Origin of the sequence: Deinococcus indicus, from assembly GCF_002198095.1 — a bacterium.
Classification (GTDB): domain Bacteria; phylum Deinococcota; class Deinococci; order Deinococcales; family Deinococcaceae; genus Deinococcus; species Deinococcus caeni.
This window is the reverse complement of record NZ_NHMK01000025.1, coordinates 121,765-146,916: the sequence shown is the minus strand read 5'-3', so window position 1 is coordinate 146,916 and position 25,152 is coordinate 121,765. Positions and strand designations below refer to the sequence as shown.

Below are 25,152 nucleotides of genomic sequence, written 5' to 3'. Positions count from 1 at the left end.
GCCGAGGCGCAGGCCAGGAACCGCCCGGTACGCTGCGTCCCATGACGACTTCCGATGTTCAGATCGACTTTCAGGCCGGTCAGCGCTGGACGTACCGCACCCGCCCCGGCGAGGACACGAGCACCGTGCTGATCCTGCGCCGCGACGACGAAGCGACCGAGCCGGTCCTGCACATCGCGCTGGACGGCCTCCGGCTGGGGAACCCGCACCTGCCGGGCGGCGTGCAGACCGAACTGGGTCACGCCCCGATCGCGGCGGACGCGCTGCGCGCCAGCGTGCTGGACCTGATCGAGGTGAACGCTCCTCTGCCCGCCGACGAGGGCGGCTACCGCCAGTGGCGCGAGGCGGCCGACCGGGGCGAGGCGGGCGTGTTCACCCTGACCCTCGCGGAGCTGCTGGACCTGATCGGGCGGGCGGTGGCGCCGGCACCCATGGGAGGCCTGTTCGGGAATTCGAACCGCCGCTGACAGCGGGGACCAGTTCCACCCCGGAGCGAGGGCTGCGCGGTCCGGACAGGTCCTTCCGTGAAAACGGTTTCGGGTGTACGCTGCCGGACATCACTGATACGGATTCCGTTTGTTTCGCCGACAATCCGGAACGTCACCGGATTGCCGGCTCCACGTCCGGAACCCGTTTCTCTCCTTCTCGCATCCGCTCGGATTGAACGGGCTTTGCAGCCCATTCAATCGGAGTCCGTATGAACCGTTTCAGCGTTCCGCCCTGCTCTCCCGAGGTGCCTCATGAACCAGACCCCGACCCTGACCGACCCCGACGCCCTGCTCGACCAGCTGACGCTGGAGGAACAGGTGGCCCTGCTGTCCGGCGCGGACGCGTGGCGCACCGCTGCCGTGCCGCGCCTGAACATTCCGCCGCTGAAGGTGAGTGACGGCCCGGCGGGCGTGCGGGGCGGCGGGCCGCTGATCGGGGGGCGGCGCACCGCGGCGTACCCGGTGGGGATCGCGCTGGGCGCGACGTGGAACCCGGACCTGCTGCGCGAGGTCGGGGAGTCGCTGGCACGCGAGGCGAAGGACAAGGGCGCGACCGTGCTGCTGGCGCCCACCATCAACGTGTTCCGCTCGGCGCTGAACGGCCGGAACTTCGAGAACTACGCCGAGGACCCCATCCTGACCGGGCGGCTCGCGGCGGCGTACGTGCAGGGCCTGCAGGCGGGCGGGGTGGGGGCCACGCCGAAGCACTTCGCGGGGAACGAGTCGGAATTCCAGCGCGGCACCATCGATTCCGTGATCGACGAGCGGACGCTGCGGGAACTGTACCTGCGGCCCTTCGAGATCGTGGTGAAGGAAGCGCAGCCCTGGGCGATCATGACGGCGTACAACCGCCTGAACGGCCCGTACTGCTCGCAGCACCCCTGGCTGCTCCAGAAGGTGCTGCGGCGCGAGTGGGGCTTCACGGGGCTGGTCATGAGCGACTGGGGCGGCACGCACTCGGCGGCCGAGGGGGTCCTGGCGGGCCTGGACCTGGAGATGCCCGGCCCGGCGGTGGCCCGCAGGCCGCTGCTGGAGCAGGCGCAGGCGGACCCGGAGGTGCGCGCGGGCGTGCGTGAGCGGGCGCGGGCGGTGCTGCACCTGCTCGCGCGCGCGGGCACCCTCACCGAACCGCTGGACGTCGCGGACGACCACGAACGCGACACCGAGTACCCGGAGACGCGCGCCCTGATCCGCCGCGCCGGGGCCGAGGGGCTGGTGCTGCTGAAGAACAGCGGCGGCGCGCTGCCGCTGCCCGCCGGGGCGCGGGTGGCGGTGATCGGCCCGAACGCCGAGGCCGCGCAGGTGATGGGCGGCGGCAGCGCGCAGATGAACGCCCACCGCCGCGTCTCCCCAGCCGAGGGCCTGCGCGAGGGGGGCCGCGTGAGCGTGGTCGGCAGTGCTGAGGGGACCGAGCACGAGCGGTACCTGCCGGTGCCGCAGGTGGAAACGCGCATCGAGTACCGCGCTCAGGCGGGCGGCCCGGTGATCGGGCAGGACACGCGCCCGCAGGCGGAGGTGATGTTCTTCGGCCTGCCGGACGGCGTGAACCCGGACGCGTTCCACGCGACCCTGACCGTCACGGTGGACGCCCCGCAGGACGGCGAGTACGAGGTGAGCCTGGGCAGCGCGGGCCTCAGCCGCCTGTCGGTGGACGGCCAGCCGGCCGTGAACAACTGGGAGGACTGGCAGGTCGGGGAACTGTACTTCTCGTTCGGCTCCGGCGAGCGCCGCGCGCCCGTCCACCTGAGTGCCGGGCGGCACACGCTCATGGTGGAGTACACGCCGCACGTCATGGACATCGGCATCACGCCGTTCAACGCGGTGCGGGTGGGCTTCCGCGCCCGTCCCGACGGGGACCGGCTGGCCCGCGCCGCAGCCCTGGCCGCGCAGGCGGACTGGGTGGTGCTGTGCGTCGGCACGACCGGCGAGTGGGAAACCGAGGGCGTGGACCGCGCAGGCCTCACGCTGCCCGGCGATCAGGACGCGCTGGTGGAGGCCGTGCTGGACGTCAACCCGAACGTCGTGGTGGTCCTGCAGACGGGTGGCCCGGTCGAGATGCCGTGGCTCAGCCGCGTGCCCGCCGTGATGCAGGCGTGGTTCGCGGGGCAGGAGGTCGGGCACGCCGTCGCGGACGTCCTGACCGGGCTGGCCGAACCCGGCGGGCGCCTCCCGCAGACGTTCCCGCACTCCCTGGCGGACGACCCCACCCACCCGCTGACCCCGGACGTGCAGTACCCCGGCGAGGACGGCCGCGTCGAGTACCGCGAGGGCCTGTACACCGGGTACCGCCACGTGGACCGCTCGGGCGTGACGCCGCTGTTCCCGTTCGGCTTCGGCCTGAGCTTCACGACCTTCACGCTGGGCGCCGCGCAGCTGCACGCCCCGGCCTTCCCGCAAGGCGCGGCGACCGTGACGGTCCCGGTCACGAACACCGGAGAACGGCCCGGCAGCACCGTCGCGCAGCTGTACGTGCAGCCCCCGCAGGGCCGCGTGGACCGCCCCCAGAAGGAACTGTGCGCCTTCGCGAAGGTGCACCTGAACTCCGGCCAGACCGACGACGCCGTGCTGACCGTCACCCCGCGCGACCTCGCGTACTTCGACGTGGCGACTCAGGCATGGGTGGCCGAACCCGGCGAGTACGTCCTGCACGTCGGGCAGAGCAGCGCCGACCTGACCACGCAGGTCACGCTCACCCTGGCGCAGGAGTGGCGCGAGGCGCTGCCCGACACCGACTGATACGGACTCCGGTTGAAAGGTTTGCAAAATCTTTCAACCCGAGCGGAGCGAGTAGGAGAGAAACGGGTTCCGGGCGTGGAGTTGACAATCCGGTGTCCTTCCGGGTTGTCAACGAAACAGACGGAATCCGTATGACGGTCACAGCAGGGGGGCGCGGCAGCTACACCGGCCGCGTCCCCTCTCGCTTATTCCTCGTCATCCCGTTCGGCCGGTGCGGGGTCGAGGAGGTCCGCGCTGCCCGGCACCATCGCGTAGTCGCACAGCGCCAGGAACGCCGCGTCGCCCGGCAGGGCGCTGACGCCCAGCGTGAACTCGGCGTCCAGCTGCGACAGCAGGTAGTTCACGGCGAGTTCCGGGCGCAGGTCACGCGGCAGCAGCCGCAGCGCGTCCGGGGTGCGTTCCAGTCGCAGGGTGTCGCGCAGCGGCCCATCGGTCAGCCAGTCGCGCAGGTCCCGCTCGGCCTGATCGAGCGGGCGGGGCAGGCCGTACGGGTGGCGCAGTTCCACGCGCAGCAGCCGCCCGTGCCGCTCGGTGCGGGTCAGGTCCAGGTCCAGCTGCGCCAGGGCGCTGACGTGCCCGGCGGCCTGCGCGGCCAGTTCCAGCGCGCCCTGCGCGGCGTCCAGCGTCTCGACCGTCAGGCGGCGCCACGCGGGGTCCTCCACGCCATCCGGGTCGAGCAGCACCGCGCCGTGCAGCAGCACCTGCCAGGACGTGAACGCGGCGGGCACGTTCAGCAGCGCCTCCTCGTCCAGCGCCGTCACGGGAATCAGTTCCGCGGCGCGCAGCAGGCTCGACAGGCCCGACGCGACGCGGTCCAGCTCGTCGGACCCCGCGTGCAGCAGGGTCCCCTCGGGATTCAGGAAAGCGGCGATCATGCCCGCCACTGTACGGCCCCCGACGCGTCCCCCTGCACAGGAAGGCGCGGCCCCCCTGGCTCCCCTCGAGGGGAGCTGGCCGCGCAGCGGACTGAGGGGTTCAGCCGGGCGTGAGGTACCGGGCGGGGTCTTTCAGGAAGCGGGCCTTGCAGTGCGGGCAGCAGAAGGCGTAGGTCACGCCGGCGTGGTCCGCCGTGTGCCTGGCGGGCAGGGTGACGGTCATGCCGCACACCGGGTCCACCGCGCTGCCCGCGTCGGCGGGTTCGGCGTTCAGGACGGTCAGGTCCATCACCTGTGCCAGCAGCGCGGACGGCATGGGGGACGGGTCGGCGGGGGTCGGAACGGGCGCGGCCGGTGCCTGTTCAGCGGCAGGAACGGGTCGGGTGGGGCTGGCCTCCTGCCGGTCGAGCTGCACGAGTTCCGCCAGGACGCTCAGCGCCACCTCGTGCGGGGTGCGGGCGCCCACGTTCAGGCCGACGGGCGCGCGGACGCGGCCCAGGTCCGCCTCGCCGAAGCCGCTGAGCATGGCGAGCGTCTCGCGGACGTTCGCGGCGCGTTTCGGGCTGGCGAGCAGGCCCACCGGGTTCGGCTGGGCGCGCAGCAGCGCCTCGATGGCGGTTTCGTCGTAGTGCCCCTGGGACGCCACGACGCTCCGCACGCGGGCGCGCTGCGCGGCGGGCAGGGCCGACAGGCGGGCCGTCAGGGCACCCAGCGGCACGGCGTCCGGTTCGCCCGGCACCTCGTCGTCGTCCAGCACGCGCCACACGCGGTCGCCCATCAGGGCGGCGTGCGCGGCGATGGCCCGCGCGACCGGAGTGCGGCCCACCACGACCAGCAGGCGTGGGGGCAGCAGCGGTTCCAGGAACACCTCGCTCTCCCCTTCCGACGCGCAGTTCATGGGCACCGTGACCCGCTCGGCAAACGCGTGCTCGGCGTCCGGTGCGGCGCCCGGCACGATCCGCACCAGCCGCGCCTGCCCACCCTGGAGTGCCAGGAGCGCCTGACGCCGCACGATCTCGCGGGAGCACGCGCCACCCACGAAGCCCTCCATGCGGCCGTCCGCGTGAATCAGGGCCTTGTCACCCACCTGCGCGGACACCGGCGCGCGGCGCGACACGACGGTCGCCACGACCACCGCCGCGCCCTCGCGCGCCAGCCCCGCCAGCCGCTCCGGCAGGTCCGGAATGAATTCGGTGTCCCCGGTGGGACGCTGGGGATCAGGGGTCATACGGTCTCCGATTGATACACCCGCCCGGTGAGGGGCGGGGAAGCAAGTTGATGCCGGGGGCAACCCCCCAGTCACCTGCGGTGACAGCTCCCCTTAAAGGGGAGCCACTTCAGGTTCAGCCTCCCCTCTAAGGGGAGGTGGCCCGCAGGGTCGGACTCGCAGAGCCGCGAAGCGGAGGGGTCAGTTGGTCAGTCGCTCGCGGCGGCGGCCTGCGCGTCGCGGATGGCGCGCCAGACTTTCTCTCGGGTCAGGGGCATGTCGATGTGCGTGACGCCCAGGGGCGCGAGGGCGTCCATGACGGCGTTCACGAACGCGGCGGGGCTGCCGACGTTGGGGCTCTCGCCGACGCCCTTGGCGCCGATGGGGTGGTGGGGGCTGGGGGTGACGGTGCTGCCGGTCTCCCAGACGGGCGCCTCGACGCTGGTGGGGATCAGGTACTCCATGAAGTTCGGGGCCATGTTGTTGCCCTGTTCGTCGTAGGGGATTTCCTGCATGAAGGCGATGGCAAAACCCTCGGTGAGGCCGCCGTGGACCTGTCCCTCGACGATCATGGGGTTGATGACGGTGCCGCAGTCGTCGATGGCGAGGAAGCGGCGGACCTTGACCTCGCCGGTCTCGGCGTCGACGTCCACGACGGCGATGTACGCGCCGTGCGGGAAGGTCATGTTGGGCGGGTCGTAGTACAGGCTGGCTTCCAGGCCGGGTTCGTTGCCCTCGCCGGGGTTGGTGTACGCGGCGAACGCGACTTCTTTCATGGTGACGCTGCGGCTGGGGGCGCCCATCACCTGGAATTTATGGTCGACCCATTCGATGTCCTCGGCGGCAGCTTCGAGCAGGTGCGCGGCGACCTTGCGGGCCTTCTCGCGCACGCGGCGCGCGGCGAGGGCCAGCGCGGCTCCGGCGACCGGGGTGCTGCGGCTGGCGTAGGTGCCCAGGCCGTAGGGGGCGGTGTCGGTGTCGCCTTCCTCGACGAGCAGGTTCTGGGGGTCCAGGCCGAGTTCCTCGGCGACGATCTGCGCCCAGGTGGTTTCGTGGCCCTGGCCCTGGCTTTTCGTGCCGGTGCGGATGATGCCGGTCCCGGTGGGGTGGATGCGGATCTCGGCGGAGTCGAACATCTTGATGCCCAGGATGTCGAAGTGCTTGCTGGGTCCGGCGCCGACGACCTCGGTGAAGGTGCTGATGCCGATGCCCATGTACTCGCCACGGGCGCGTTTCTCGGCCTGCTCCCGGCGCAGTTCGGCGTACCCGATCTGGTTCAGGGCCTTGTCCATGGTGCCTTCGTAGTCGCCGCTGTCGTACGTGAAGCCCAGGGCGCTGTCGTAGGGGAACTGGTCCTTGCGCACGAAGTTCTTGCGGCGCAGTTCGGCGGGGTCCATGGTGAGTTTCTGCGCCAGGATGTCCATGCCGCGTTCGATGGCGTAGCTGGCCTCGGTCACGCGGAACGAGCAGCGGTACGCCACACCCCCCGGCGCCTTGTTCGTGAAGTACGCGTCGAGTTCCGCGAACGCGACCGGGAACTGGTAACTGCCGGTCACGACGCCGAACATCCCGGCCGGGTACTTGCTGGGGTCGGCGGCGGCGTCGAACGCGCCGTGGTCGGCGACGGTCTTGACTTTCAGGGCGGTGACGGTGCCGTCCTTCTTCGCGCCGATGGTGACGTCCATGTGGTAGTCGCGGGCGAAGCCGGTGGTGGTGAGGTTCTCGGTGCGCGTCTCGATCCACTTGACCGGGGTCTTGAGGATCAGGGCGCCGACGATGGCGCACACGTAGCCGGGGTACACCGGGACCTTGTTGCCGAAGCCCCCGCCGATGTCCGGGGAGATCACGCGGATCTTGTCCTCGGGGATGCCGGTCACGAGCGAGATGGCGGTGCGGTACACGTGGGGCGCCTGACTGGTCACCCAGAAGTGCAGGCGGCCCATGGCGTCGAACTGCGCGACGCAGCCGCAGGGTTCCAGCGGGGCGGGGTGGCAGCGGGGCGCGTAGATGCGCTCGGTGACGACGACCTCGGAGTCGTCCAGCGCGGCCTGGGTGCCGTCCCGGTCGCCGCTGTCCCAGTGGTAGATGTGGTTGGTCTTATCTTCGCGGTCGTCGCGCAGGATGACCTCGTCCTTCATGGAGTCGAAGGGACTGATGACCGGGTCGAGGGGTTCGTAGTCCACGTCCACCAGTTCGGCGGCGTCGCGGGCGGCCTCGCGGGTCTCGGCGAACACGGCCGCGACCTCCTGATGCTGGAAGAGGACCTTGCCGACGGCCAGGACCATCTGCTTGTCGAAGCCGTGGAAGGTGGGCAGCCACGCCAGCGACGCGGCCACGAGGTCCTCGCCGGTGATGACGGCCTTCACACCCGGCACGGCCAGCGCGGCCGCCTTGTCGATGCCCTTGATGTTCGCGTGCGGGTAGGGGCTGTGCACGATGGCCATGTACAGCATGCCGGGCAGGCGCATGTCGTCCACGTAGTTGCCGTTCCCGGTCAGGAAGCGGGGGTCTTCCTTGCGTTTCATGCCCTTGCCCATGGTCAGGGTCTGCGGGCCGGCGTTGTTGGTGGCGTCGGTTTCGATGCTCACTGCGCTCCTCCTCCGGCGGTGCCGGTGCTGGGGTCGGTGCCGGGGACCATGCCGGCCAGGGCCTGCGCCTGCGCCTCGTCACGCATGACGCGCGCGGCCTGCTGCACGGCCTTGACGATGTTGTTGTAGCCGGTGCAGCGGCACAGGTTGCCGCTCAGGAACTCGCGGACCTCCTGGTCGGTGGGGTCCGGGTTGTGTTCCAGCATGGCCTTGGCGGTCATGAGCATGCCGGGCGTGCAGTACCCGCACTGCAACCCATGCTGGTCCCAGAACGCCTGTTGCAGGGGGTGCAGGTTGCCGGGCCCGCCGAGGCCCTCGACGGTGGTGATCTGGTGGCCCTCGGCCTGCACGGCGAACATGGTGCAGGACTTGGCAGGCGTGTCCCCGTCGAGCAGCACGACGCAGCAGCCGCACGAGGAGGTGTCGCAGCCGACGTGCGTGCCTTTCAGGCCGGCGTCGCGCAGGGCGTAGGCGAGCAGGGTGCGGGGTTCGACCTGCTGGTGGAGGGTCTGCCCGTTCACGTTCAGGGTGACGGTGCGCAGGGTGGTGTCGGTGGTGTCGGTGGCGGTCATGCGGTCACTCCCGTGCCCAGGCGGGCGGCGCTGGCGCGAAGGCCACGCGCGACGAGCACGCGGGCCATGTCTTTCTTGTACTCCACGCTGCCGCGCGTGTCCGCGAAGGGGTCGCTGACGATGCGGGCCTCCTCGCTGGCGGCGCGGATGACGTCCTCGGTCAGCAGCTGGCCCAGCAGCAGTTTCTCGGCGGCGTCCACCCGGACCGGGCGGGGGCCGGCGGCGGTCAGGGCGACCCCGGCGTGCGTGACGCGGCCGTCGTCGCCCAGCGTGATCTGCACGGCGGCGGCGGCGGTGGCGTAATCCCCGACCTTGCGTTCGATCTTCTGGTACGAGCCGTGCGTGCGGCCGTCCGGGGTGGGGAAACGCACCTCGACGGCCAGTTCACCCTCCTCCAGCGAGGTCTGGAAGGAGTCCACCAGGAACTCGTCGATGGGGATCAGGCGTTCGCCGCTGGCGCTGCGGGCGACCATCACGGCGCGCGAGGCGAGCGCCGCCGCGCCCCAGTCGCCGCTGGGGTCGCCGTGGCACAGGCTGCCCACGACCGTGCCCAGGCAGCGCACGACCGGGTCCGCGATGACGGCGCCCGTGTCGGTCAGGAGGCTGTAGCGGGCGCGGACGTTCGCGTCGCGTTCCAGGGTCACGTCGCGGGTCATGGCGCCGACGCGCAGGTCGCCGCCTTCCTCGCGCAGGTAGCCCAGGTCCTTCACGCCGCCCAGGTCGACCAGGACGGCCGGGCGGGCCAGTCGCAGGCGCATGGCGGGGATCAGGCTCTGCCCGCCGGCCAGGATGCGGGCCTCGGCGCCGTGCTGCGCGAGCGCGGCCAGGGCCTCCTCTGCGGAATGGGCGCGGATGTAATCGAATGCAGCTGGAAACACGTTCTCCCCCTCGCCGGACGTGGCCCGGCACGTGAAACTTCCCTGGTGGGTGGTCCTGAACGCCGTTCAGGTGAGCGGATACGGGATGAATTGAACCTGATTCACCACAGTATGAAGCCTTTCTGAAGATCTGCAAAGCGAGAATGACCACAGGACCGGGCGCCCGGCAGCACTGGGAGAAAGAAAAACCCGCCCACCCCCGCATGGGGAGTGGACGGGCCGCGTGAATCACGCGCTCATGTTGTCCGGGCAGGGCTGTTCAGCCCGTCACCGCGCGCAGTGGATCATAGGGGTTCCGTTTGTTTCGCCGACAACCCGGAACATCGCCGGGTTGTCGGCTTCACGTCCGGAACCCGTTTTGCTCCTTCTCGCATCCGCTCGGATTGAACGGGCTTTACAGCCCATTCAATCGGAGTCCGTATCAGTCGTCGGCGCCGACCGCGACGCTCTGGCGGGGCTTCTGGTCGCCGCCGGCCGCGTGGGTGTGCGTCTCGGTGAGCAGGTCCGTGAGCTCCGGGTGCCCCTCGGCCTTCTTCTGCGCGATGCCGGCGCGGACGTTGGCGGCCAGTTCGCCGGAAACCTGTTCCAGGTGCCCGATGAAACGGTCGGCGATGAAGGCGGGCACGTCGGCCAGCGCGCCGGCGAAGTTCATGGCGAGGCGGCCGCGTTCATCGGGCTGCATGACGGCGTACAGGTCGCGCGGCTGGCCGTACAGGTCGGCGTCGTCCTCGGGCCAGCCGAAACGGTCGGCGAGGCTGCCCAGCGGCATGGGGGGTTCCTGCGGGGTGCCGTCCGCCACGGCGGGGCCGCCGTACGAGTTGGGTTCGTACACGGGCGTGCCGCCGAAGTTGCCGTCGAAGCGGGTCTGGCCGTCGCGGTGGTAGGTCATGACCGGGCAGGCGGCCTTGTTCACCGGCAGCGCGGCGTAGTTGATGCCGATGCGGTAGCGGTGCGCGTCGGCGTAGCTCATCAGGCGCGCCTGGAGCATCTTGTCGGGGCTGGCGCCGAAGCCGCGCGGCAGGTTGCTGGGCTCGAAGGCGGCCTGCTCGATCTCGGCGAAGTAGTTCTGGGGGTTCTCGTTCAGTTCGAACTCACCGACCTGCATCAGCGGGTAGTCGGCGTGCGGCCAGACCTTGGTGAGGTCGAAGGGGTTGATGTGGTACGTCTCGGCGTCCTTCTCGGGCATGACCTGGATGCTGACCGTCCACTTGGGGTGCTCGCCGCGCTCGATGGCGTCGAACAGGTCCTGGAAGTGGTAGTCGGGGTTCGCGGCGGCGATCTTCGCGGCGACCTCCTCGGTCAGGTTCTGCACGCCCTGCTGGCTGTGGAAGTGCCACTTGACGTAGAAGCGTTCGCCCTGCTCGTTCCAGAGGCTGTACGTGTGGCTGGAATAGCCGTTCATGAAGCGGTAGGAGCGCGGCAGGCCACGGTCGCCGAACAGGTACATGACCTGGTGCAGGCTCTCGGGGCGCAGGCCCCAGAAGTCGAACTGCATGGCGGCGCTGCGGCGGCCCGTGACCGGGTGGCGCTTCTGGCTGTGGATGAAGTCCTGGAACTTGATGGGGTCACGCACGAAGAAGATCGGGGTGTTGTTGCCGACCAAGTCCCAGTTGCCGTCCTCGGTGTAGAACTTCAGCGCGAAGCCGCGCGGGTCGCGGACGGTGTCGGCGAAGCCCTTCTCGCCGGCGACGGTGCTGAAGCGGGCCAGCATGCGGCACTCGTTGCCTTCCTGCTGGAAGATCTTGGCGACGGTCAGTTCCGGGATGGCGCGCGTGACGCGGAAGGTGCCGAAGGCGCCGCTGCCCTTGGCGTGCACGACGCGCTCGGGGACACGTTCGCGGTTGAAGTGCGCCATGCGTTCGAGCAGGTGCCAGTCCTGAAGCAGGACGGGGCCGCGCTCGCCGGCGGTCAGGCTGTTGGTGTTGCTGGGCGCGAGGTTGCCGGAGTGGTTGGTCAGGCGTCCCTGGGGGGCCTGGGGGGCGGTGGTCTGCATGTCGGCGGATTCGGTGGGCGCGTAGGCGGTATCTTTCTGGTCGGGCATGCGGGTTCTCCTGGGCAGGGCCGGGTGGGGGCGGAGTGACGGAGACGGAACCCCCCTACCTTAATAGGAAGGCTTCTCAATAGCGTGAGGGAAGAGTAAGCCCCAGGTCAAGGGGTCACTCATCCGCCAGCAGTACCTGCCCGGTGACGAACCCCGCCAGTTACCTCTCAGCGCCGCGCGCCGGCAGACGGAACTGCCGTTCCCGCTCCAGCTGCATCAGCACCGACACTTGACCACCCTCCACCTGCACGTCACACGACAGCACCCCGGACGGCAACGCCCCCGGCAGCGCGTCCACGCACGGCTGCCCGTACGACACGTTCACGGACGGCCCGGTCGCCAGCACCGCCGACTGGACCCGCACCGCGTACTCCCGCAGCGCCCGCCCCTGCGCCGACAGGACCGCCACCATCAGGGCGATCCCCGCCACGAAACCCAGCACCACCAGCCCGAACGTGCGGGCCGTGCGCGCCCGCAACTCCGGCGTGACCTCCCGCACCCCGCCCGGCGCGGCCGACACGACCTTCCGGGATGAGGACTGCTGCCCGGCCGACGGCTGAGCCTGCCGGCCTCTCTGTTGGGGCTGGGCTTTCTGCTGGGACTGGGCTTTGTGCTGGGGTTGGGCTTTCTGACTGCGCTGGCCGGGACGCTTGCTCACGCCCCACACCCTACCCTGACCAGCGGGCCGCACCCGGCACGGTAAGATGCCCCCCATGAGCAAGGTCATCATCATCGGAGCGGGCGGCGTCGCCAACGTCGTCGCCAAGAAATGCGCCCAGAACGACAGCGTCTTCACCGAAGTCCTGATCGCCACGCGCACCGTCGCCAAGGCCGACAAGATCGTCGCCGAGATCAAGGAGCACATGCCCGACAGCCGGGCCGTGTTCACCACCGCCACCGTCGACGCAGACAACGTGCCCGAACTGGTCAAACTGATCAACGACTTCGGACCCAAGATGGTCATCAACGTCGCCCTGCCCTACCAGGACCTGACCATCATGGACGCCTGCCTGGAAACCGGCGTGCACTACCTCGACACCGCCAACTACGAACCCAAGGACGTCGCCAAGTTCGAGTACTCCTGGCAGTGGGCGTACCAGGACCGCTTCAAGGAAAAGGGCCTGATGGCGCTGCTCGGCTGCGGCTTCGACCCCGGCGCCACCCAGGCCTTCACCGCGCACCACGCCAAGCATCACTTCCAGGAAATCCACTACCTGGACATCGTGGACTGCAACAACGGCAACCACGGCAAGGCGTTCGCCACGAACTTCAACCCGGAAATCAACATCCGCGAGATCACCGCCAACGGCCGCTACTGGGAAAACGGCGAGTGGGTCGAAACCCAGCCCCTGGAGATCAGCCAGGACATCTACTATCCCAAGGTCGCCACCCGTAAGAGCTTCGTGCTGTACCACGAGGAACTCGAGTCGCTCGTCAAGCACTTCCCGACCATCAAGCGCGCCCGCTTCTGGATGACCTTCGGTGAGGCGTACATCAAGCACCTGAACGTCCTCGAGGGCATCGGCATGACCTCCATCGAACCCATCGACTTCCGCGGCATGAAGGTCGCCCCGATCGAGTTCCTGAAAGCCGTGCTGCCCGCCCCCGAATCCCTGGCCGCCGGGTACAGCGGGCAGACCTGCATCGGCGTGCAGGCCAAGGGCATCGGCAAGGACGGCCAGCCCAAGGTGCACTTCGTGTACAACGTCAAGGACCACGCCGACTGCTACCGCGAGGTGCAGGCGCAGGGCGTCAGCTACACCACTGGCGTGCCCGCCATGATCGGCGCCATGCTGATGCTGAACGGGGACTGGATGCAGCCCGGCGTCTGGAACGTCGAACAGCTCGACCCCGATCCCTTCTTCGACGCGATGAACAAGTGGGGCCTGCCCATCAGCGAACTCGCCGACATCGAACTCGTCAAGGACTGAACCGAACCGTCAGGAACCTGCGCCGCCCCATCTCCGGGCGGCGCACTCCTATTTTCACTGGCCTGACGGGAAGGCCGCGTCAGTCGGTGGCGGCGTGCGCGGCGACCTGAGAGTCGCCGACCGGCAGCAGTGGTTGCCCCAGGATGAAGTCGGCGACCTTCTCGGCGATCATGAGGGTGGGGGCGTTCGTGTTGCCGCGCGTGATGGTGGGCATGACGCTGGCATCGGCAACCCACAGGCGGCTGATCCCGTGGACGCGCAACTGGTCGTCCACGACCGCCAGGTCGTCGTGGCCCATGCGGCAGGTACCGACCGGGTGGTAGATGGTCATGGCTTCCTGCCGGATGTACTCCTCCAGATCAGCACGCTCCATGACGTTCGGGCCGGGCATCACCTCGTCCAGCCGGTACCGGGCCAGGGCCGCCGTGTCACCCACCTGCCGGGCCAGTTGCACGCCGCGCACCAGAACGTCCAGGTCATGCGGGTCCGAGAGGTAATTGGGTTCGATGCTCGGGCGGGCCTGCGGGTCGGCGCTGGTCACGCGGATCTCCCCCCGGCTGCGGGGCGCGACCAGGGACGGCAGCAGCGTGTAGTGATGGCCGTCCAGTTCCCGGAAGCCGTGATCCACGAACAGGGCCGCGCCGTTATGGAATTGCAGGTCGGGGGCGGGCAGTGACGGGTCTGTTTTCATGAATCCGCCCGTCTCGCCGACGTTGCTGCACAGCATGCCGCGCTGCTCGCTCATGTACAGGCTCATCTGGGCCTCGCTGGTGGCGTCTTTCAGGCCGGGCGTCTCGGTGGCGTACACGACCGGCACGAACAGGTGATCTTGCAGGTTCTTACCGACGCCGGGCAGGTCGTGCAGGACCGGGATGCCGGCGGCTTCCAGTTGCGCCCGCTCTCCGATGCCGGAGAGCATCAGCAAGTGCGGGCTGGTGATCGCGCCCGCCGCGAGGATGACGCCCCGGCTGGCCGGGACCTGCCGCATGCCGGCGCTGTCCTGGTACTCCACGCCCGTCGCCTCCTGGCCGTCCAGCAGGATGCGGGTCACGTGCGCGCCCGTCCGGGCTTCCAGCGTGCCGGGGCCGGAACGGGCCAGGGCGGGGCGCAGGTACGCCACGGCGGCCGAGTGCCGCGCGCCGCCCTTCTGCGTGACGTGGTAACGGCCCACGCCCTCCATCTGCGGGCCGTTGAAATCGTCGTTGGCGGGGTGGCCCAGTTCCTCGAAACCGGCGGTGATCGCGTCGCAGATTTCATGCGTGTAACGGCGGTTCTCGACGTGCAGCGGGCCGCCCGCGCCGTGATACTCGCTCTGGCCGCCCTCGAAATCCTCGCCCCGCCGGAAGTACGGCAGCACGTCGTCGTACCCCCAGCCCCGGTTGCCAGCGGCGGCCCAGGCGTCGAAATCGGCGCGGTGACCGCGAATGTAGATCATCGCGTTGATGGAACTGCTGCCGCCCAGCATCTTGCCGCGCGGCCAGTACAGGCGGCGGCCGTTCAGGTGCTCCTGGGCCTCGGTCTCGTAGTTCCAGTCGAGGGGCGACTTGAACAGTTTCGGGAAGGCCGCCGGAATGTGAATCTCGGGCGTCTCGTCCGGCACTCCGGCCTCCAGCAGCAGCACCTGCGCGCCGCCTTCCTGCAACCGGGCCGCGACGGCGCACCCGCCGGAACCCGCGCCGATCACCACGTACTCGAACTGCTCTTCCCCGGCGGCATGCGCGGGCTGTTCCTGGCTGACACTGACCTGCTGATCGTGGGTTGACATGACTGACCTCCCTGATGCAAAGCGAGCAGCGAGCGCAGCCGGGCCTCCCGGGTGGGCCGGGCCTGGGTCGCCTGTTTGTGTGTGCAGGCCAGTATAGGACGCCGGAGGTTGGCGTCAGGCTGGCGTGCAGGCAGAGGGGGAGAACATCGGGTACCCGGGTCCGGCGCAGGTTCGCTGCCGCGCGGAACCGGGAGAAGGTAGGGTCAGGGCATGACACCCGCCTACGATCAGGCCGCCGACGGGTACGTGACCCTGGTGGACCGCCTGCTGGCCGACCCGGACAGTTTCTGGCAGCCGCTGCTGGCGCGGCATGAGGCGGTCGCGGCCCCGCACCTGCCGGGCGCGCGGGTGCTGGACCTCGCGTGCGGCGAGGGGCACCTGTCGCGCCGCCTGTGCGCCCACAATCCCGCCCGGGTGCTGGGCGTGGACCTCTCAGGGCCTCTGATCCGCCACGCGCAGGCCAGGGCCACCGACCCGCGCCTGACCTACCGCGTGGACAACGCGCACACGCTGAGCAGCGTGCCGGATCACTCGGCCGACGTGATCGTCTCGAAACTCGCGCTGATGGACATCACCGACCACCGCGCCCTGTACCGCGCCGCCCGCCGCGTCCTGGTCACAGGAGGACACTTCAGCTTCTCCGTCCTGCACCCCTGCTTCGAGACGCCCTTCCATGAAGTGGACGCCCCACGGTTCATCCTGGACGCTCACGGGGAACGCCTCGCCTACCGCGTGCAGCAGTATGCGCGCGAAGGCCACTGGCAGTCCGGCGGCAGCGGCATCCGAGGACAGCTCGGCGCGCAACACCGCACCCTGAGCACACTGACTGGCGACCTGATCACCAGCGGCTTTACCCTGCGGGGCCTGCACGAGATCTACGGCGCACACGGCCTGCACGCCCAGGTGCCGCAGACGCTGCTCATTGAGGCGCAGGCCGGGTGAGACGCGGCGCACGGATGGCGCCGGTACACTGCCCTTATGCACTTTCTGCTGCTGTACCGCGATCTTGTTCCCGACTACGTCGCGCGGCGTGAGTCGCTGCGGGGGGCACACCTCGCTCACGCGCAGGCGGCCGCCGACCGGGGCGAGCTGCTGCTGGGGGGCGCGCTGGCTGACCCGGTGGACGGCGCGGCGCTGCTGTTCGAGGGTGACGCGCCGGACGCCGCCGAGCTGTTCGCCCGCACGGACCCGTACGTGCTGGCCGGGCTGGTGGGCAGCTGGGAGGTGCGGCGCTGGCACACGGTGGTCGGGGCGGGCGCGGCGCACCGGCCCTGACAGCTATTCCAGCCGGTCGAGGCGCCTCCAGCCGGTGCGGAGGCTAAAGTACGTGCCGAGGACGGTGGCGAGCAGCAGGCCGATCAGTCCGAGGATGCCTTCGGTGGTGCCCAGGGCGCTGTAGCCGGGGTACAGGTCGGGGCGCAGGACGCTGCCGGCGGCGGGCCGGGCGAGCAGCAGCAGGCACAGGACGGAGTACGCGAGGCTGAGGCCCATGAAGGCGAGGCCGCCGGGGCTGACGCCGATCTCGGCGGGGTTGTCCGCGTCGAATTTGGGGGCGGCGGCGCCCAGGCCGACGCCGAGCGCGGTGATGACGAGGGCGTTGCTGAGGCTGACGAGCACGCTGAGGAGCAGCAGGGTGGGGCCGAGGCTCATGCTCAGGGCGCTGGCGACGCCCATGACGAGGCCCACAGTCAGGGTGACGGGCAGCACGCCCAGGAACTTGCTGAGCACGATCTGGCGCGGCTGGATGGGCGCGGTGCGCAGCAGCCAGTAGCCGCGCGCCTCGGTGCTGACGGCGGGGAACGCGAGGCGGACGGCGATGCCCGCGATGATGAAGCCCTGGAAGGCCAGCTGGATGTACCCGAGGATGCCCCGGAACTGCGGCACCGGGATGGGGACGGCCCTGACGCTCACGAGGTACACGCCTGCTAGGGCGACGACCACGAGGAGCTGGCTCCACTGGGTGGGGTCGCGCAGGGTGACGCGCAGGTCCTTGGCGGCCAGCGCGCCGCCGGGGCCGAGGCGGTTCAGCAGGCGTTCGCTGAATCCGGCGCGGCGGGGGCGCGGATCGAGTTTCGGGGTGCTGGAGTCCAGCGCGCGGGCCCAGCCGTCCTGGTAGGCTTTCGCGGCCAGCAGGGTCGCGCCGAGCAGCAGCGTGACGGTCAGCAGCAGCAGGGGCAGCAGCGGCGCGGCGAGCTGGCCCTGCGCGGCCTGCCAGATGCCCTGCGCCGCCCAGGAGGGCGGGAGGAGGGGGCTGCCGGGTCCGGCGAAGTCGCGCAGCAACGCCTCGACCTTGGTGGGGTCCTGGAGTTTCTGCACGAGGACCTCGGGGCGCAGGGCGCGGATGGCGTACACCAGTCCGGCGCTGATCAGCACGCCCAGCGCGGTGCTGACCTCGCGCACGCGGCCGACCGGGGCGACCCGCATGAGCAGCACGGCCAGCAGCGCGCCCAGGCCCACGGGTGCGGCGAACACCAGCAGCGCAGCCAGGATCATGACCGGGTACGCCCAGACGGGCGCGTGGAAGTACGCGGCGACCGTCAGCAGCAGCGGCACGGTCAGGAACACCGGCACCAGCGCGGCGTTCAGGAACGTCTCGGTGACCTTCAGCGCGAACACGCGGGTGGTCCTGATGGGCTGGGTCAGGAGGAAGTTCAGGTCGTCGCTGAGGTACAGCGTGCTGATGGCGGCGGTGGTGGCGCTGAACGTCACGCCACTGGCGAGGGTGATCAGGCCGATCTCCAGCACACGCGCGAACACGTTCAGGCCGATGTCCCCGAAGCGGCCCAGGAACGTCAGGGCCCTCCAGGTGCCGACCACCTCGCCCACCACGAGCAGCAGGGCCAGCGTGCCGACCAGCGCGTAGCCCCATTTCGGGCCGCGCCGTAGGGTGTGCCGCAGCGCGCGGAGTTTCAGGCCGCTCAGGCTGGGCTGGGCGGTACGCGCGGGTTGGGGGGCGGGCGTGACGGTCAAGCGCCCACCCCGGCCACCCCGGCTTCCTCGCGGACGCGGCGTTGTTCTTCCAGTTCGTCCTCCAGCAGGCGGAAGAAGATGCGTTCCAGGCTGTCGCCGTGTACGCCCCCCGCCTCGGTGCCGGTGCGGGCGCGCAGGTCGTCCATGCTGCCCTCCCCGAGGACCTTGCCGCGGTCCAGGACGACCAGCCGGTCGCAGACGGCCTCCGCGACGGGCAGCGAGTGGGTCGTCAGCAGCACCGTGCGGCCCCGGTCGGCGTGCGAGCGGAACAGGTCGCGCACCTGCCGCGCCGCGTGCGGGTCGAGGCCCACCATGGGTTCGTCCACGATCAGCACGGGCGGGTCGGGCAGCAGCGCGGCGATGATCGCCACCTTCTGCCGCATGCCGTGCGAGTACGTCTCGATCAGCTCGTTGCCGAAGTCGGTCAGGCGGAAAAATTCCAGCCAGCGGTCGATCTCGCTGTCCGCGTCCGGCACCTGATACAGCTGTCCCACGAAGCGCAGCAGCTCACGGGCGGTCAGTTTGCCGTACAGGTACGGGCGGTCCGGGATGTACCCGAACGCCGCCTTGGCCTTCACCGGGTCGCGCCACACGTCGAAGCCCGCCACGCGCACTGTGCCGCTGGTCGGGCGGGTCAGGCCGACCAGCGCGCGGATGGTGGTGGTCTTCCCCGCCCCGTTGCTGCCCAGCAGGCCGAACACCGCGCCGGGCTGCACCGTGAACGACAGGTTGCTGACGGCCTCGTGCCGCCCGTAGCGCTTGGTGTACCCACTGACCTCGATCATGAGAGGCAGCGTACGCCCGCGCGTCTGACGGAACGGTCACCGGACACCCGGTCGGGGGCAGCGGGAGGGGCCGCTCAGTTGCCCGCCGCGTCCGGGGTGCGGGGGCGGGAGCCCCGGCGCCAGCGGCGGCCCGGTTCGACCTGCGTGTCGTCCCGCACGGGGGCCGTGACGTGGGCGCGCGCGCCGATCACGGCCACGCCATCCCGGCCGTCCACGCGGGCGGCGATCACGGCCTCCTCGTCCACGATGGCGCGCCGCACGTGCGCCCCGGCGCGGATGACGGCGTCGCGCAGGATCACGGCGTCCTCGACGACCGCGCCCGCCTCGACGGTCACGCCGGGCGACAGGACCGAGCGGGTCACGCGCCCGGCCACCCGGCAACCGTACGAGATCAGGCTGCCTTCGACGCGCGCCCCGGCGTCCAGGCGGGCGGGCATCCGCGGAATGCTGCTGCTCAGGACCGGCCAGTCCGGCGCGTCCAGCGGCACCGAGCGGCCCGCAAGCAGGTCCTCGTGCGCCCGGAAGTACGCTTCGGGCAGGCCCACGTCCAGCCAGTACCCGCCGAAGGGGTAGGCGCGCGCGGTCTTGGCCTTCACGAACGCCGGGATCAGCGCGTGCCCGAAGTCGCCCAGGCCCTTCCCGGCGGGTGTCCCGGCGCGCAGGTCGTCCAGGGTTCGCAGCAGGGCGGGCGCGCCGTACACGAAGACCTCGGTGGTGATCTGCTCGCCGCGCGGGCGTTCAGGCTTGTACTCGAACTTCTTGACGCGCCCGCCGCGCGTGAGGGTCACGTTCCCGAAGCGCGAGGCGTCCTCGCCCGGCGGGAGGTCCGTGGTGACCATCGTGACCTCCGCGCCGGTCCGCAGGTGCTCGCGGATGACCTCGGCGTAATCCAGGGTGTACACGTGATCGGCCGACAGGACCACGACCACGTCCGCCCCGAACGCGCGGATCAGGTGCGCGTGCGCGTGCAGGGCGTCGGCGTTCCCGGCGTCCTCCAGGCTGCCGGTCAGGGTGTCGGGGCTGGGCGGCAGGACCTGCAGGCCGCCGTGCGTGCGGTCCAGGTCCCAGGGACGGCCGTTCGTCAGGTGGTCGTTCAGGGTGTGCAGCTGGTATTCCTCCAGCACCCAGACGTCCGACAGGCCGCTGTGCATGCAGTTGCTGAGCGCGAAGTCGATCAGGCGGTACGTGCCGCCGAAGGTCAGGGCGGGCTTGGCACGCTCGTGGGTCAGCACACCCAGCCGCTGCCCCTTGCCGCCCGCCAGGATCAGGACCAGCACCCGCTGACCGCCGATGCGGGTGCCGCGACCGGCGGGGCCACTGCTGAGACTGCGCGGGGAAAGGCGGCCGGAGGTTCGTGTCATCTGAGGGGCAGTCTGACGGCCCTCCCCCCACCCCGGCTGAGGCGAAGCTCAAGGGCGTTCAGAATCAGCAGCTCAGGGCACGCTGACCGGTTCGCTGCCGCCCTCCTGGTACGTCAGGTCGCCGGTCACGCGGACGGCCAGTGCCTCCAGCGCCGCCTGCCGCGCGCGGGCGTCCGTCGCGGTCAGGAGGGCGTGGAAGTCGCGGGCAGCGTCCGGGTCGCGTGCCTGCAACGTGGGCAGCCAGCGCTGGGGCTTGACCCGCCACCAGCCACGCACGCCGAACAGACCGTCCAGGGCCAATTCCGCCGCGCGGCACGCCAGCAGGACGTGCAGCGGGTCGCCCGCGTCGGCCAGGGCGCGGGCGTCCATGACCTCCTCGATCAGCCGGAAGCGGTCCTGGCCCGTCAGGGAGCGCCGGGCAGGACCGGCGGCGTGCAGGGCGCGGGCCTCGGCGGTCAGGGCGTCCAGTTCCGGGTGCGGCAGCAGGACGCGGCCCTCGGCGAACATGGTGATGGTATCCCCCTGCCCGGCGGCGAACATCGCGCGGACCTTGCGGACCGGGTTGTGAAATGCCTCGACCGGCATGCCGTCCACGACGTAGTTGGCACGCCAGCGCCGGTCGCCATCGACCAGCACATGGAAGTCCAGGTCGCTGTGCGCGGTTCCCTCGCCGCGCGCGGCGCTGCCGCACCACAGCACGCCCAGCACGCCGGGCGTCTCCCGGATGCGCCGGAGGGCGGCGGGCACCGTGGCGGCCAGCCGCGCCTGGGCTTCGGACAGGGCGGGGCGGTCGGTGGCCATGCCCCGGAAGATACACCTCCCGGATGGGACGGGCTGCACAGCCCCTTCAATCGGAGTCCGTATCAGGCGAGGGCGGCCGCGTCGCACCAGTGCAGGTGCAGGTCGCGGCGGGCCAGCCAGTCGGGCAGCACGTACCGGGCGCGGCCCAGCCCGGACAGCGCCGCGTGCGCGATGGCGACGGCGCGGTGCATCTCGGCCTCGGTCAGGTAGCCGGCCTTGCGCGCAGCGAGCAGTTCGTCCGTGTCGGCGATCTCGGCCATCAGGCCGTCGTGGACGATCAGGTCCAGGTACAGGTCCCGCACCTGCCACACGTCCCCGTGCCGGGTGATGTCCGCCACGTCCAGGTAGTAGTCGTGTTCGCGCCGCCCGTGAAAGTCGTAGCGGCACACGACCAGATTCAGCGCCGGGATCAGGTGCGCCTGCCAGTGTCGTACGCGCGGGTGAGCGTGGAACTCGCGGGCCACGAACAGGCCGAAGGGCGTTTCGCGGTAGGTGTGGACGGGGCGCGCTCCCGTGTTGGTGTAATGGCAACGTGCGGCCACGTCGTGTCTCTCCACCTTCACCGGATGCGCCTGTCGGGTCATGACCCAGCGTACAGAACTGCCCGCAGCGCAGATGAGATCCGAGGTGAGAAGTCCTCCCCCTCCACCCGCGCCTGTGGGAGCACTGGATTCGCTCTGCGCCGCTGCCCGCGCCGTTTCCGCCCGGCATTCACCGTTTCTGAAGCGTCGCGGACCGTCAGATTCACGTCAGACGGCTCGATTGAACGCACTGCGAAGGCCCCTCCATCCGGGCGGGGCGAGGGGGTGCGACGGACCCTGTCTGCCTCGTGGGCAACCGGGAAGGCGTTCTACCCCCAGCCGCCCTGCCCGGACGACAGCGACCGGATCACAGCACCGGCAGGGCGTCCAGGGTGCCGAAGTCGTGCGGGACGAACAGGCTGCCCTCGGTCACGCCGGACCCGGCGGACAGGTCGTCCAGGGTGACCTGCAGGTCGGCGGCCGACAGGTCACCGGCCAGGAAGGCGCGGTGCGCCGCGATGACGCCCGTGACCTGCTGCGGCGTCTCATGAACGAATTCCAGGCGCAGGTCGCGGATCCCGGCGCGCAGCCACGCGCCCAGGTGCGGCGCGGCCACCTGCGGGCGGCCCTCGAACACGGTGTTGCGGCAGCCGACGTCCGCCATGACCGGGTGGGTGTGGCCGCGTTCGTCGCGCAGGGCGACCCGGTGCGTCTCGCAGGGGTGCCCGCAGTTGGTGTAGTCGGTGCCGCTGCTCAGGAAGCGGCAGAACACGCAGTGTTCGGTGTGGAAGACCGGCAGGTGCCCGTACGCGATGACTTCCAGATGGTCGCCGCCGACCAGTCCGGCGAGTTCCGTGATCTGCTGCGCGTTCAGGTCGTGGGTGGGCGTCAGGCGGGTCAGGCCCAGGTCCAGCAGGGCGCGGGTGGTCAGGACGTTCGCGGCGTTCAGGCTGAAATCCCCGGTCAGTTCCGCCCCGCCCGATTCCTGCCCGCCCGATTCCTGTCCACGCTGCTCCTGCAGGCCCTCAAGCAGGCCGCCGCTACGGACCAGGATGCCGGCGTTCAGGGATTGCAGGAACTTCTGGAGGTTCTGCTCGGTGGGTTTCAGGATGCGGGGGCTGGCGACCCGCACGGGCAGCCCGGCGGCCCGCACGCGCTCCACGCTGGGTTTCAGGCCGTACAGTTCCAGGTAGTCCAGCGTGACCGAGTCCGGGCGGGCCTCCAGCGCGGCGTCCAGCTGTTCGGGCGTGCGGACCAGCACGTGCAGTCTCGGGGCGGCGGGGGCCGGGGCGCGGTCCGCGCGGGGCAGGGCGGCCAGGGTGCCGTCCAGGCGGGGCGCCGTGCGGCGCTCGGGCGCCTGGGCGCGCAGGGCGGTCAGTTGCGCGGTCGCGTCGCGGCGCAGGGCGTTCAGGGCGCTGACCGGCAGGAACCCCGCGCCGCGCAGGTCGGTGGTCAGGTCCTGCAGGTGGAACGGCGTGCCGCCCAGCTTGCCCAGCTGCTCGCGCAGACCCGCCTCGTCCAGCGCGCGGTTGCGGGCCTCGCCCAGCGGGTCGGGCAGGGTCGCGGTGACGCTGTGGCCCTGCCCGTCGGTCAGGGTCAGGGCGGGCGGGAAGCCCACGTGCCCCATGAAGTGCGCCGTGACCGGGCGGGTGTACACCGGGTCGGCCGCCTCGACGAGCGGTTTCACGCGAGCCGCCAGGGTGGGGTCCTGGGTGCGCCAGACCGGGTCGCCCTCGCGCACGCGGCGGCCATCGACGGCGCCGCGCCCGAAGCGCAGTTCGTACACGCCGCCCGCCCGGACGCGGGCCAGCGCCGCGTCGTCCAGCTGCCGGCCGTCCTGCCACAGGCCGTACAGGAACCCGCCCTCCTCGCGGCCCTCGGGGGCGCGCCAGTTGGCCGGGTCGAACACCAGTCCGTCGCCGGGTTTCAGGGGTTCGCTCAGTTCGACCAGCACGCCGCGCTCGGTCACGCCGCGCACGGTGCCCACGCGCACGCCCCGGTGCCTGGGCGCGCGGCCCCGCACGACCGTCTGGTGGTTCGTGCCCGCCATGAAGTGCGGCGCCAGCCCGCGCGAGTACACCTGTTCCAGGTCCTGCTCCTCCTGCCGGGTGACGCTCAGCGGCAGGCCCGCCCAGGCTTCATCCACGGCCTTGCGGTACGCGGCGGTCGTCAGGGCGACGAACTCGGCGTCCTTGTAGCGGCCCTCGATCTTCAGGCAGTCCACGCCGATCCGCACCAGCTCGGGCACCTGATGCAGCGCGTACAGGTCGCCGGGCGACAGCAGGTAACGGGCGTCGCCCAGGTCGCGCTGCACGCCGTCCACGAACAGGTCGTACGGCAGGCGGCAGGCCTGCGCGCACTGCCCACGGTTCGCGCTGCGCCCACCCCAGGCTTCACTGGAGAAACACTGCCCCGAGTAACTGACACACAGCGCCCCGTGCACGAAGGTCTCCAGTTCGATGTCCGTCTGCCCCGCAATGCGTTCGATGTCCCGCAGGCTCAGTTCGCGGCCCAGCACCACGCGGCTCGCCCCGAAGCGCCGCGCGAGTTCGGCCCCCTCGGCGGACGTGATGCTCATCTGGGTGCTGCCGTGAATGGGCAGGTCCGGGCAGATCTCGTGCGCCAGGCGCGCCACGCCGTGATCCTGCACGATCAGTGCGTCCACGCCCGCCTCGGCCAGCGCGATCAGCTGCCGCTCGGCCTGCCGCAACTCCCGGTCGAACACCAGCACGTTGAACGTCACGAAGCCCTGCACCCCCCGCGCGTGCAGGCCGCTCATGATCTCCGGCAGGGCCTCCAGTTCGAAGCCCACCTTGGCGCGTGCGTGAAACCCCGCCCCGTCGGCCCGGCCGGCGCGGCCCGCCTGATCACGGGCCGGGTTCACGCCGAAGAACACGGCGTCCGCGCCGGCCTCCACGGCGGCACGCAACTGCGCCTCACCGCCCACGGGGCTCATCACTTCAGGTTTCACGGGAACACGCGGCATAACGCGCCAGTGTACCGAACGCCCGCGCGGGCAACGGTGAGCTGACACCGGAGGGGGTGCCGCCCCCTCCCGGCCCGCTACGCGGTGGGCGTGTGCGCCGCCGCCGGACGGTCCGGTTCCGTCACCCCCCACACCGCCGGCACCTGCCCCGCCCGGACCAGCATCACCGGCACCGGCGCGTGGTGCGCGACCGCCTCGGCCACGCTGCCCAGCAGCGCCCGCCCCAGCCCGCTGCGCCCATGCGTGCTCATGACGATCAGCGCGGCGTCCTCGTCATGCACCACGTCCAGAATCGCCCGCAGCAACGTCCGGCCCGCCGCCGGCTCCACCCGCACGCGCGCCCCCGGCGCCAGCGTCTGCAACTCGGCCCGCAACGCCTGGGCCTGCGCCGCGAACGCCTCGGGATCCACCGGCGGCACGTACGCGAACTCACCCACCAGCACCGCCGGGTCCGCCTGCACGCACAGCACCGTCAACGCCGCGTGCGCCGCCCCCGCCAGCGCCTGCGCGTGCGCCAACGCCCCGTGACCCAGCTCGCTGCCGTCCGTCGTGACCAGGATTCTCGTCATCGTTACCGCCTCCTGCCCGCAGCGTGCGCCCCCCGCATTACCGGGGCGTTACGGGAGTCCGGGCGGCCCTGACCGGAT

Annotated in this window: 20 protein-coding genes; 5 read left to right on the top strand and 15 right to left on the bottom strand. The window is 70.8% G+C overall.

Annotated features, from left to right (window positions below):
• The first annotated feature begins 41 nt into the window (after positions 1 to 41).
• The gene (locus CBQ26_RS22020; RefSeq protein ID WP_088249706.1) at positions 42 to 467 is read left to right on the top strand and encodes a hypothetical protein; all 426 of its coding nucleotides are present in this window, start codon (positions 42 to 44) and stop codon (positions 465 to 467) included.
• Positions 468 to 740: 273 nt separating this feature from the next.
• Entirely contained in the window at positions 741 to 3,224 is a 2,484-nt protein-coding gene (locus CBQ26_RS16395) for a glycoside hydrolase family 3 C-terminal domain-containing protein (RefSeq protein WP_088249705.1), read from the top strand.
• Positions 3,225 to 3,409: 185 nt separating this feature from the next.
• Here the strand turns inward: CBQ26_RS16395 and CBQ26_RS16390 are convergent, their stop codons facing one another.
• The 7 genes from CBQ26_RS16390 to CBQ26_RS16360 form a co-directional block, all read right to left on the bottom strand.
• On the bottom strand, positions 3,410 to 4,099 hold the full coding sequence (locus CBQ26_RS16390; protein ID WP_088249704.1) for an HAD family hydrolase: 690 nt from the start codon (positions 4,097 to 4,099) through the stop codon (positions 3,410 to 3,412).
• A 100-nt stretch (positions 4,100 to 4,199) separates the two neighbouring features.
• On the bottom strand, positions 4,200 to 5,327 hold the full coding sequence (locus tag CBQ26_RS16385) for an XdhC family protein (protein WP_088249703.1): 1,128 nt from the start codon (positions 5,325 to 5,327) through the stop codon (positions 4,200 to 4,202).
• Between the two features lie 188 nt (positions 5,328 to 5,515).
• Complete coding sequence (locus CBQ26_RS16380; protein ID WP_216360379.1) at positions 5,516 to 7,894, bottom strand: aerobic carbon-monoxide dehydrogenase large subunit; 2,379 nt, start codon at positions 7,892 to 7,894, stop codon at positions 5,516 to 5,518.
• Positions 7,891 to 8,466 carry a (2Fe-2S)-binding protein gene (locus CBQ26_RS16375; protein ID WP_088249702.1) on the bottom strand — a complete coding sequence of 192 codons (576 nt, stop codon included), beginning with the start codon at positions 8,464 to 8,466 and terminating at the stop codon, positions 7,891 to 7,893. The genes CBQ26_RS16380 and CBQ26_RS16375 overlap by 4 nt, the downstream gene beginning before the upstream one ends.
• Positions 8,463 to 9,344 (bottom strand): FAD binding domain-containing protein, encoded by an 882-nt coding sequence (locus tag CBQ26_RS16370; RefSeq protein ID WP_088249701.1) that lies wholly within the window; start codon positions 9,342 to 9,344, stop codon positions 8,463 to 8,465. The genes CBQ26_RS16375 and CBQ26_RS16370 overlap by 4 nt, the downstream gene beginning before the upstream one ends.
• A gap of 421 nt (positions 9,345 to 9,765) precedes the next feature.
• Positions 9,766 to 11,385 carry a catalase gene (locus CBQ26_RS16365; protein WP_088249700.1) on the bottom strand — a complete coding sequence of 540 codons (1,620 nt, stop codon included), beginning with the start codon at positions 11,383 to 11,385 and terminating at the stop codon, positions 9,766 to 9,768.
• A 160-nt stretch (positions 11,386 to 11,545) separates the two neighbouring features.
• Positions 11,546 to 12,043 (bottom strand): hypothetical protein, encoded by a 498-nt coding sequence (locus tag CBQ26_RS16360; RefSeq protein WP_229843942.1) that lies wholly within the window; start codon positions 12,041 to 12,043, stop codon positions 11,546 to 11,548.
• Positions 12,044 to 12,098: 55 nt separating this feature from the next.
• Between CBQ26_RS16360 and CBQ26_RS16355 the strand changes: the two genes are divergently transcribed.
• Entirely contained in the window at positions 12,099 to 13,316 is a 1,218-nt protein-coding gene (locus tag CBQ26_RS16355) for a saccharopine dehydrogenase family protein (protein WP_088249699.1), read from the top strand.
• Positions 13,317 to 13,395: 79 nt separating this feature from the next.
• Here CBQ26_RS16355 and CBQ26_RS16350 read toward each other — a convergent pair whose 3' ends face one another.
• Positions 13,396 to 15,081, bottom strand: a complete 1,686-nt coding sequence (locus CBQ26_RS16350; protein WP_088249698.1) for a GMC family oxidoreductase — start codon at positions 15,079 to 15,081, stop codon at positions 13,396 to 13,398.
• Between the two features lie 210 nt (positions 15,082 to 15,291).
• Here CBQ26_RS16350 and CBQ26_RS16345 point away from each other — a divergent pair, with 210 nt between their 5' ends.
• Complete coding sequence (locus CBQ26_RS16345) at positions 15,292 to 16,023, top strand: class I SAM-dependent methyltransferase (protein WP_088249697.1); 732 nt, start codon at positions 15,292 to 15,294, stop codon at positions 16,021 to 16,023.
• A 36-nt stretch (positions 16,024 to 16,059) separates the two neighbouring features.
• Positions 16,060 to 16,356 carry a YciI-like protein gene (locus tag CBQ26_RS16340; RefSeq protein ID WP_088249696.1) on the top strand — a complete coding sequence of 99 codons (297 nt, stop codon included), beginning with the start codon at positions 16,060 to 16,062 and terminating at the stop codon, positions 16,354 to 16,356.
• Positions 16,357 to 16,359: 3 nt separating this feature from the next.
• Here the strand turns inward: CBQ26_RS16340 and CBQ26_RS16335 are convergent, their stop codons facing one another.
• The 7 genes from CBQ26_RS16335 to CBQ26_RS16305 form a co-directional block, all read right to left on the bottom strand.
• On the bottom strand, positions 16,360 to 18,051 hold the full coding sequence (locus tag CBQ26_RS16335; RefSeq protein WP_229843941.1) for a putative ABC transporter permease subunit: 1,692 nt from the start codon (positions 18,049 to 18,051) through the stop codon (positions 16,360 to 16,362).
• Positions 18,048 to 18,836, bottom strand: coding sequence for an ABC transporter ATP-binding protein (locus tag CBQ26_RS16330; protein ID WP_088249695.1), 789 nt, complete (start codon positions 18,834 to 18,836; stop codon positions 18,048 to 18,050). Before CBQ26_RS16330 ends, CBQ26_RS16335 begins: the two co-directional genes overlap by 4 nt.
• 74 nt (positions 18,837 to 18,910) lie before the next feature.
• Complete coding sequence (locus CBQ26_RS16325; protein WP_088249694.1) at positions 18,911 to 20,197, bottom strand: glucose-1-phosphate adenylyltransferase family protein; 1,287 nt, start codon at positions 20,195 to 20,197, stop codon at positions 18,911 to 18,913.
• A 72-nt stretch (positions 20,198 to 20,269) separates the two neighbouring features.
• Positions 20,270 to 20,998: a nucleotidyltransferase domain-containing protein gene (locus tag CBQ26_RS22605; protein ID WP_229843940.1), complete on the bottom strand. Its 729-nt coding sequence runs from the start codon at positions 20,996 to 20,998 to the stop codon at positions 20,270 to 20,272.
• Between the two features lie 62 nt (positions 20,999 to 21,060).
• Positions 21,061 to 21,582: a DUF402 domain-containing protein gene (locus CBQ26_RS16315; protein WP_088249693.1), complete on the bottom strand. Its 522-nt coding sequence runs from the start codon at positions 21,580 to 21,582 to the stop codon at positions 21,061 to 21,063.
• A 304-nt stretch (positions 21,583 to 21,886) separates the two neighbouring features.
• The gene (locus CBQ26_RS16310; RefSeq protein ID WP_229843938.1) at positions 21,887 to 24,505 is read right to left on the bottom strand and encodes a U32 family peptidase; all 2,619 of its coding nucleotides are present in this window, start codon (positions 24,503 to 24,505) and stop codon (positions 21,887 to 21,889) included.
• A 77-nt stretch (positions 24,506 to 24,582) separates the two neighbouring features.
• Positions 24,583 to 25,074: a universal stress protein gene (locus tag CBQ26_RS16305; protein ID WP_088249692.1), complete on the bottom strand. Its 492-nt coding sequence runs from the start codon at positions 25,072 to 25,074 to the stop codon at positions 24,583 to 24,585.
• Between the last annotated feature and the right edge of the window lie 78 nt (positions 25,075 to 25,152).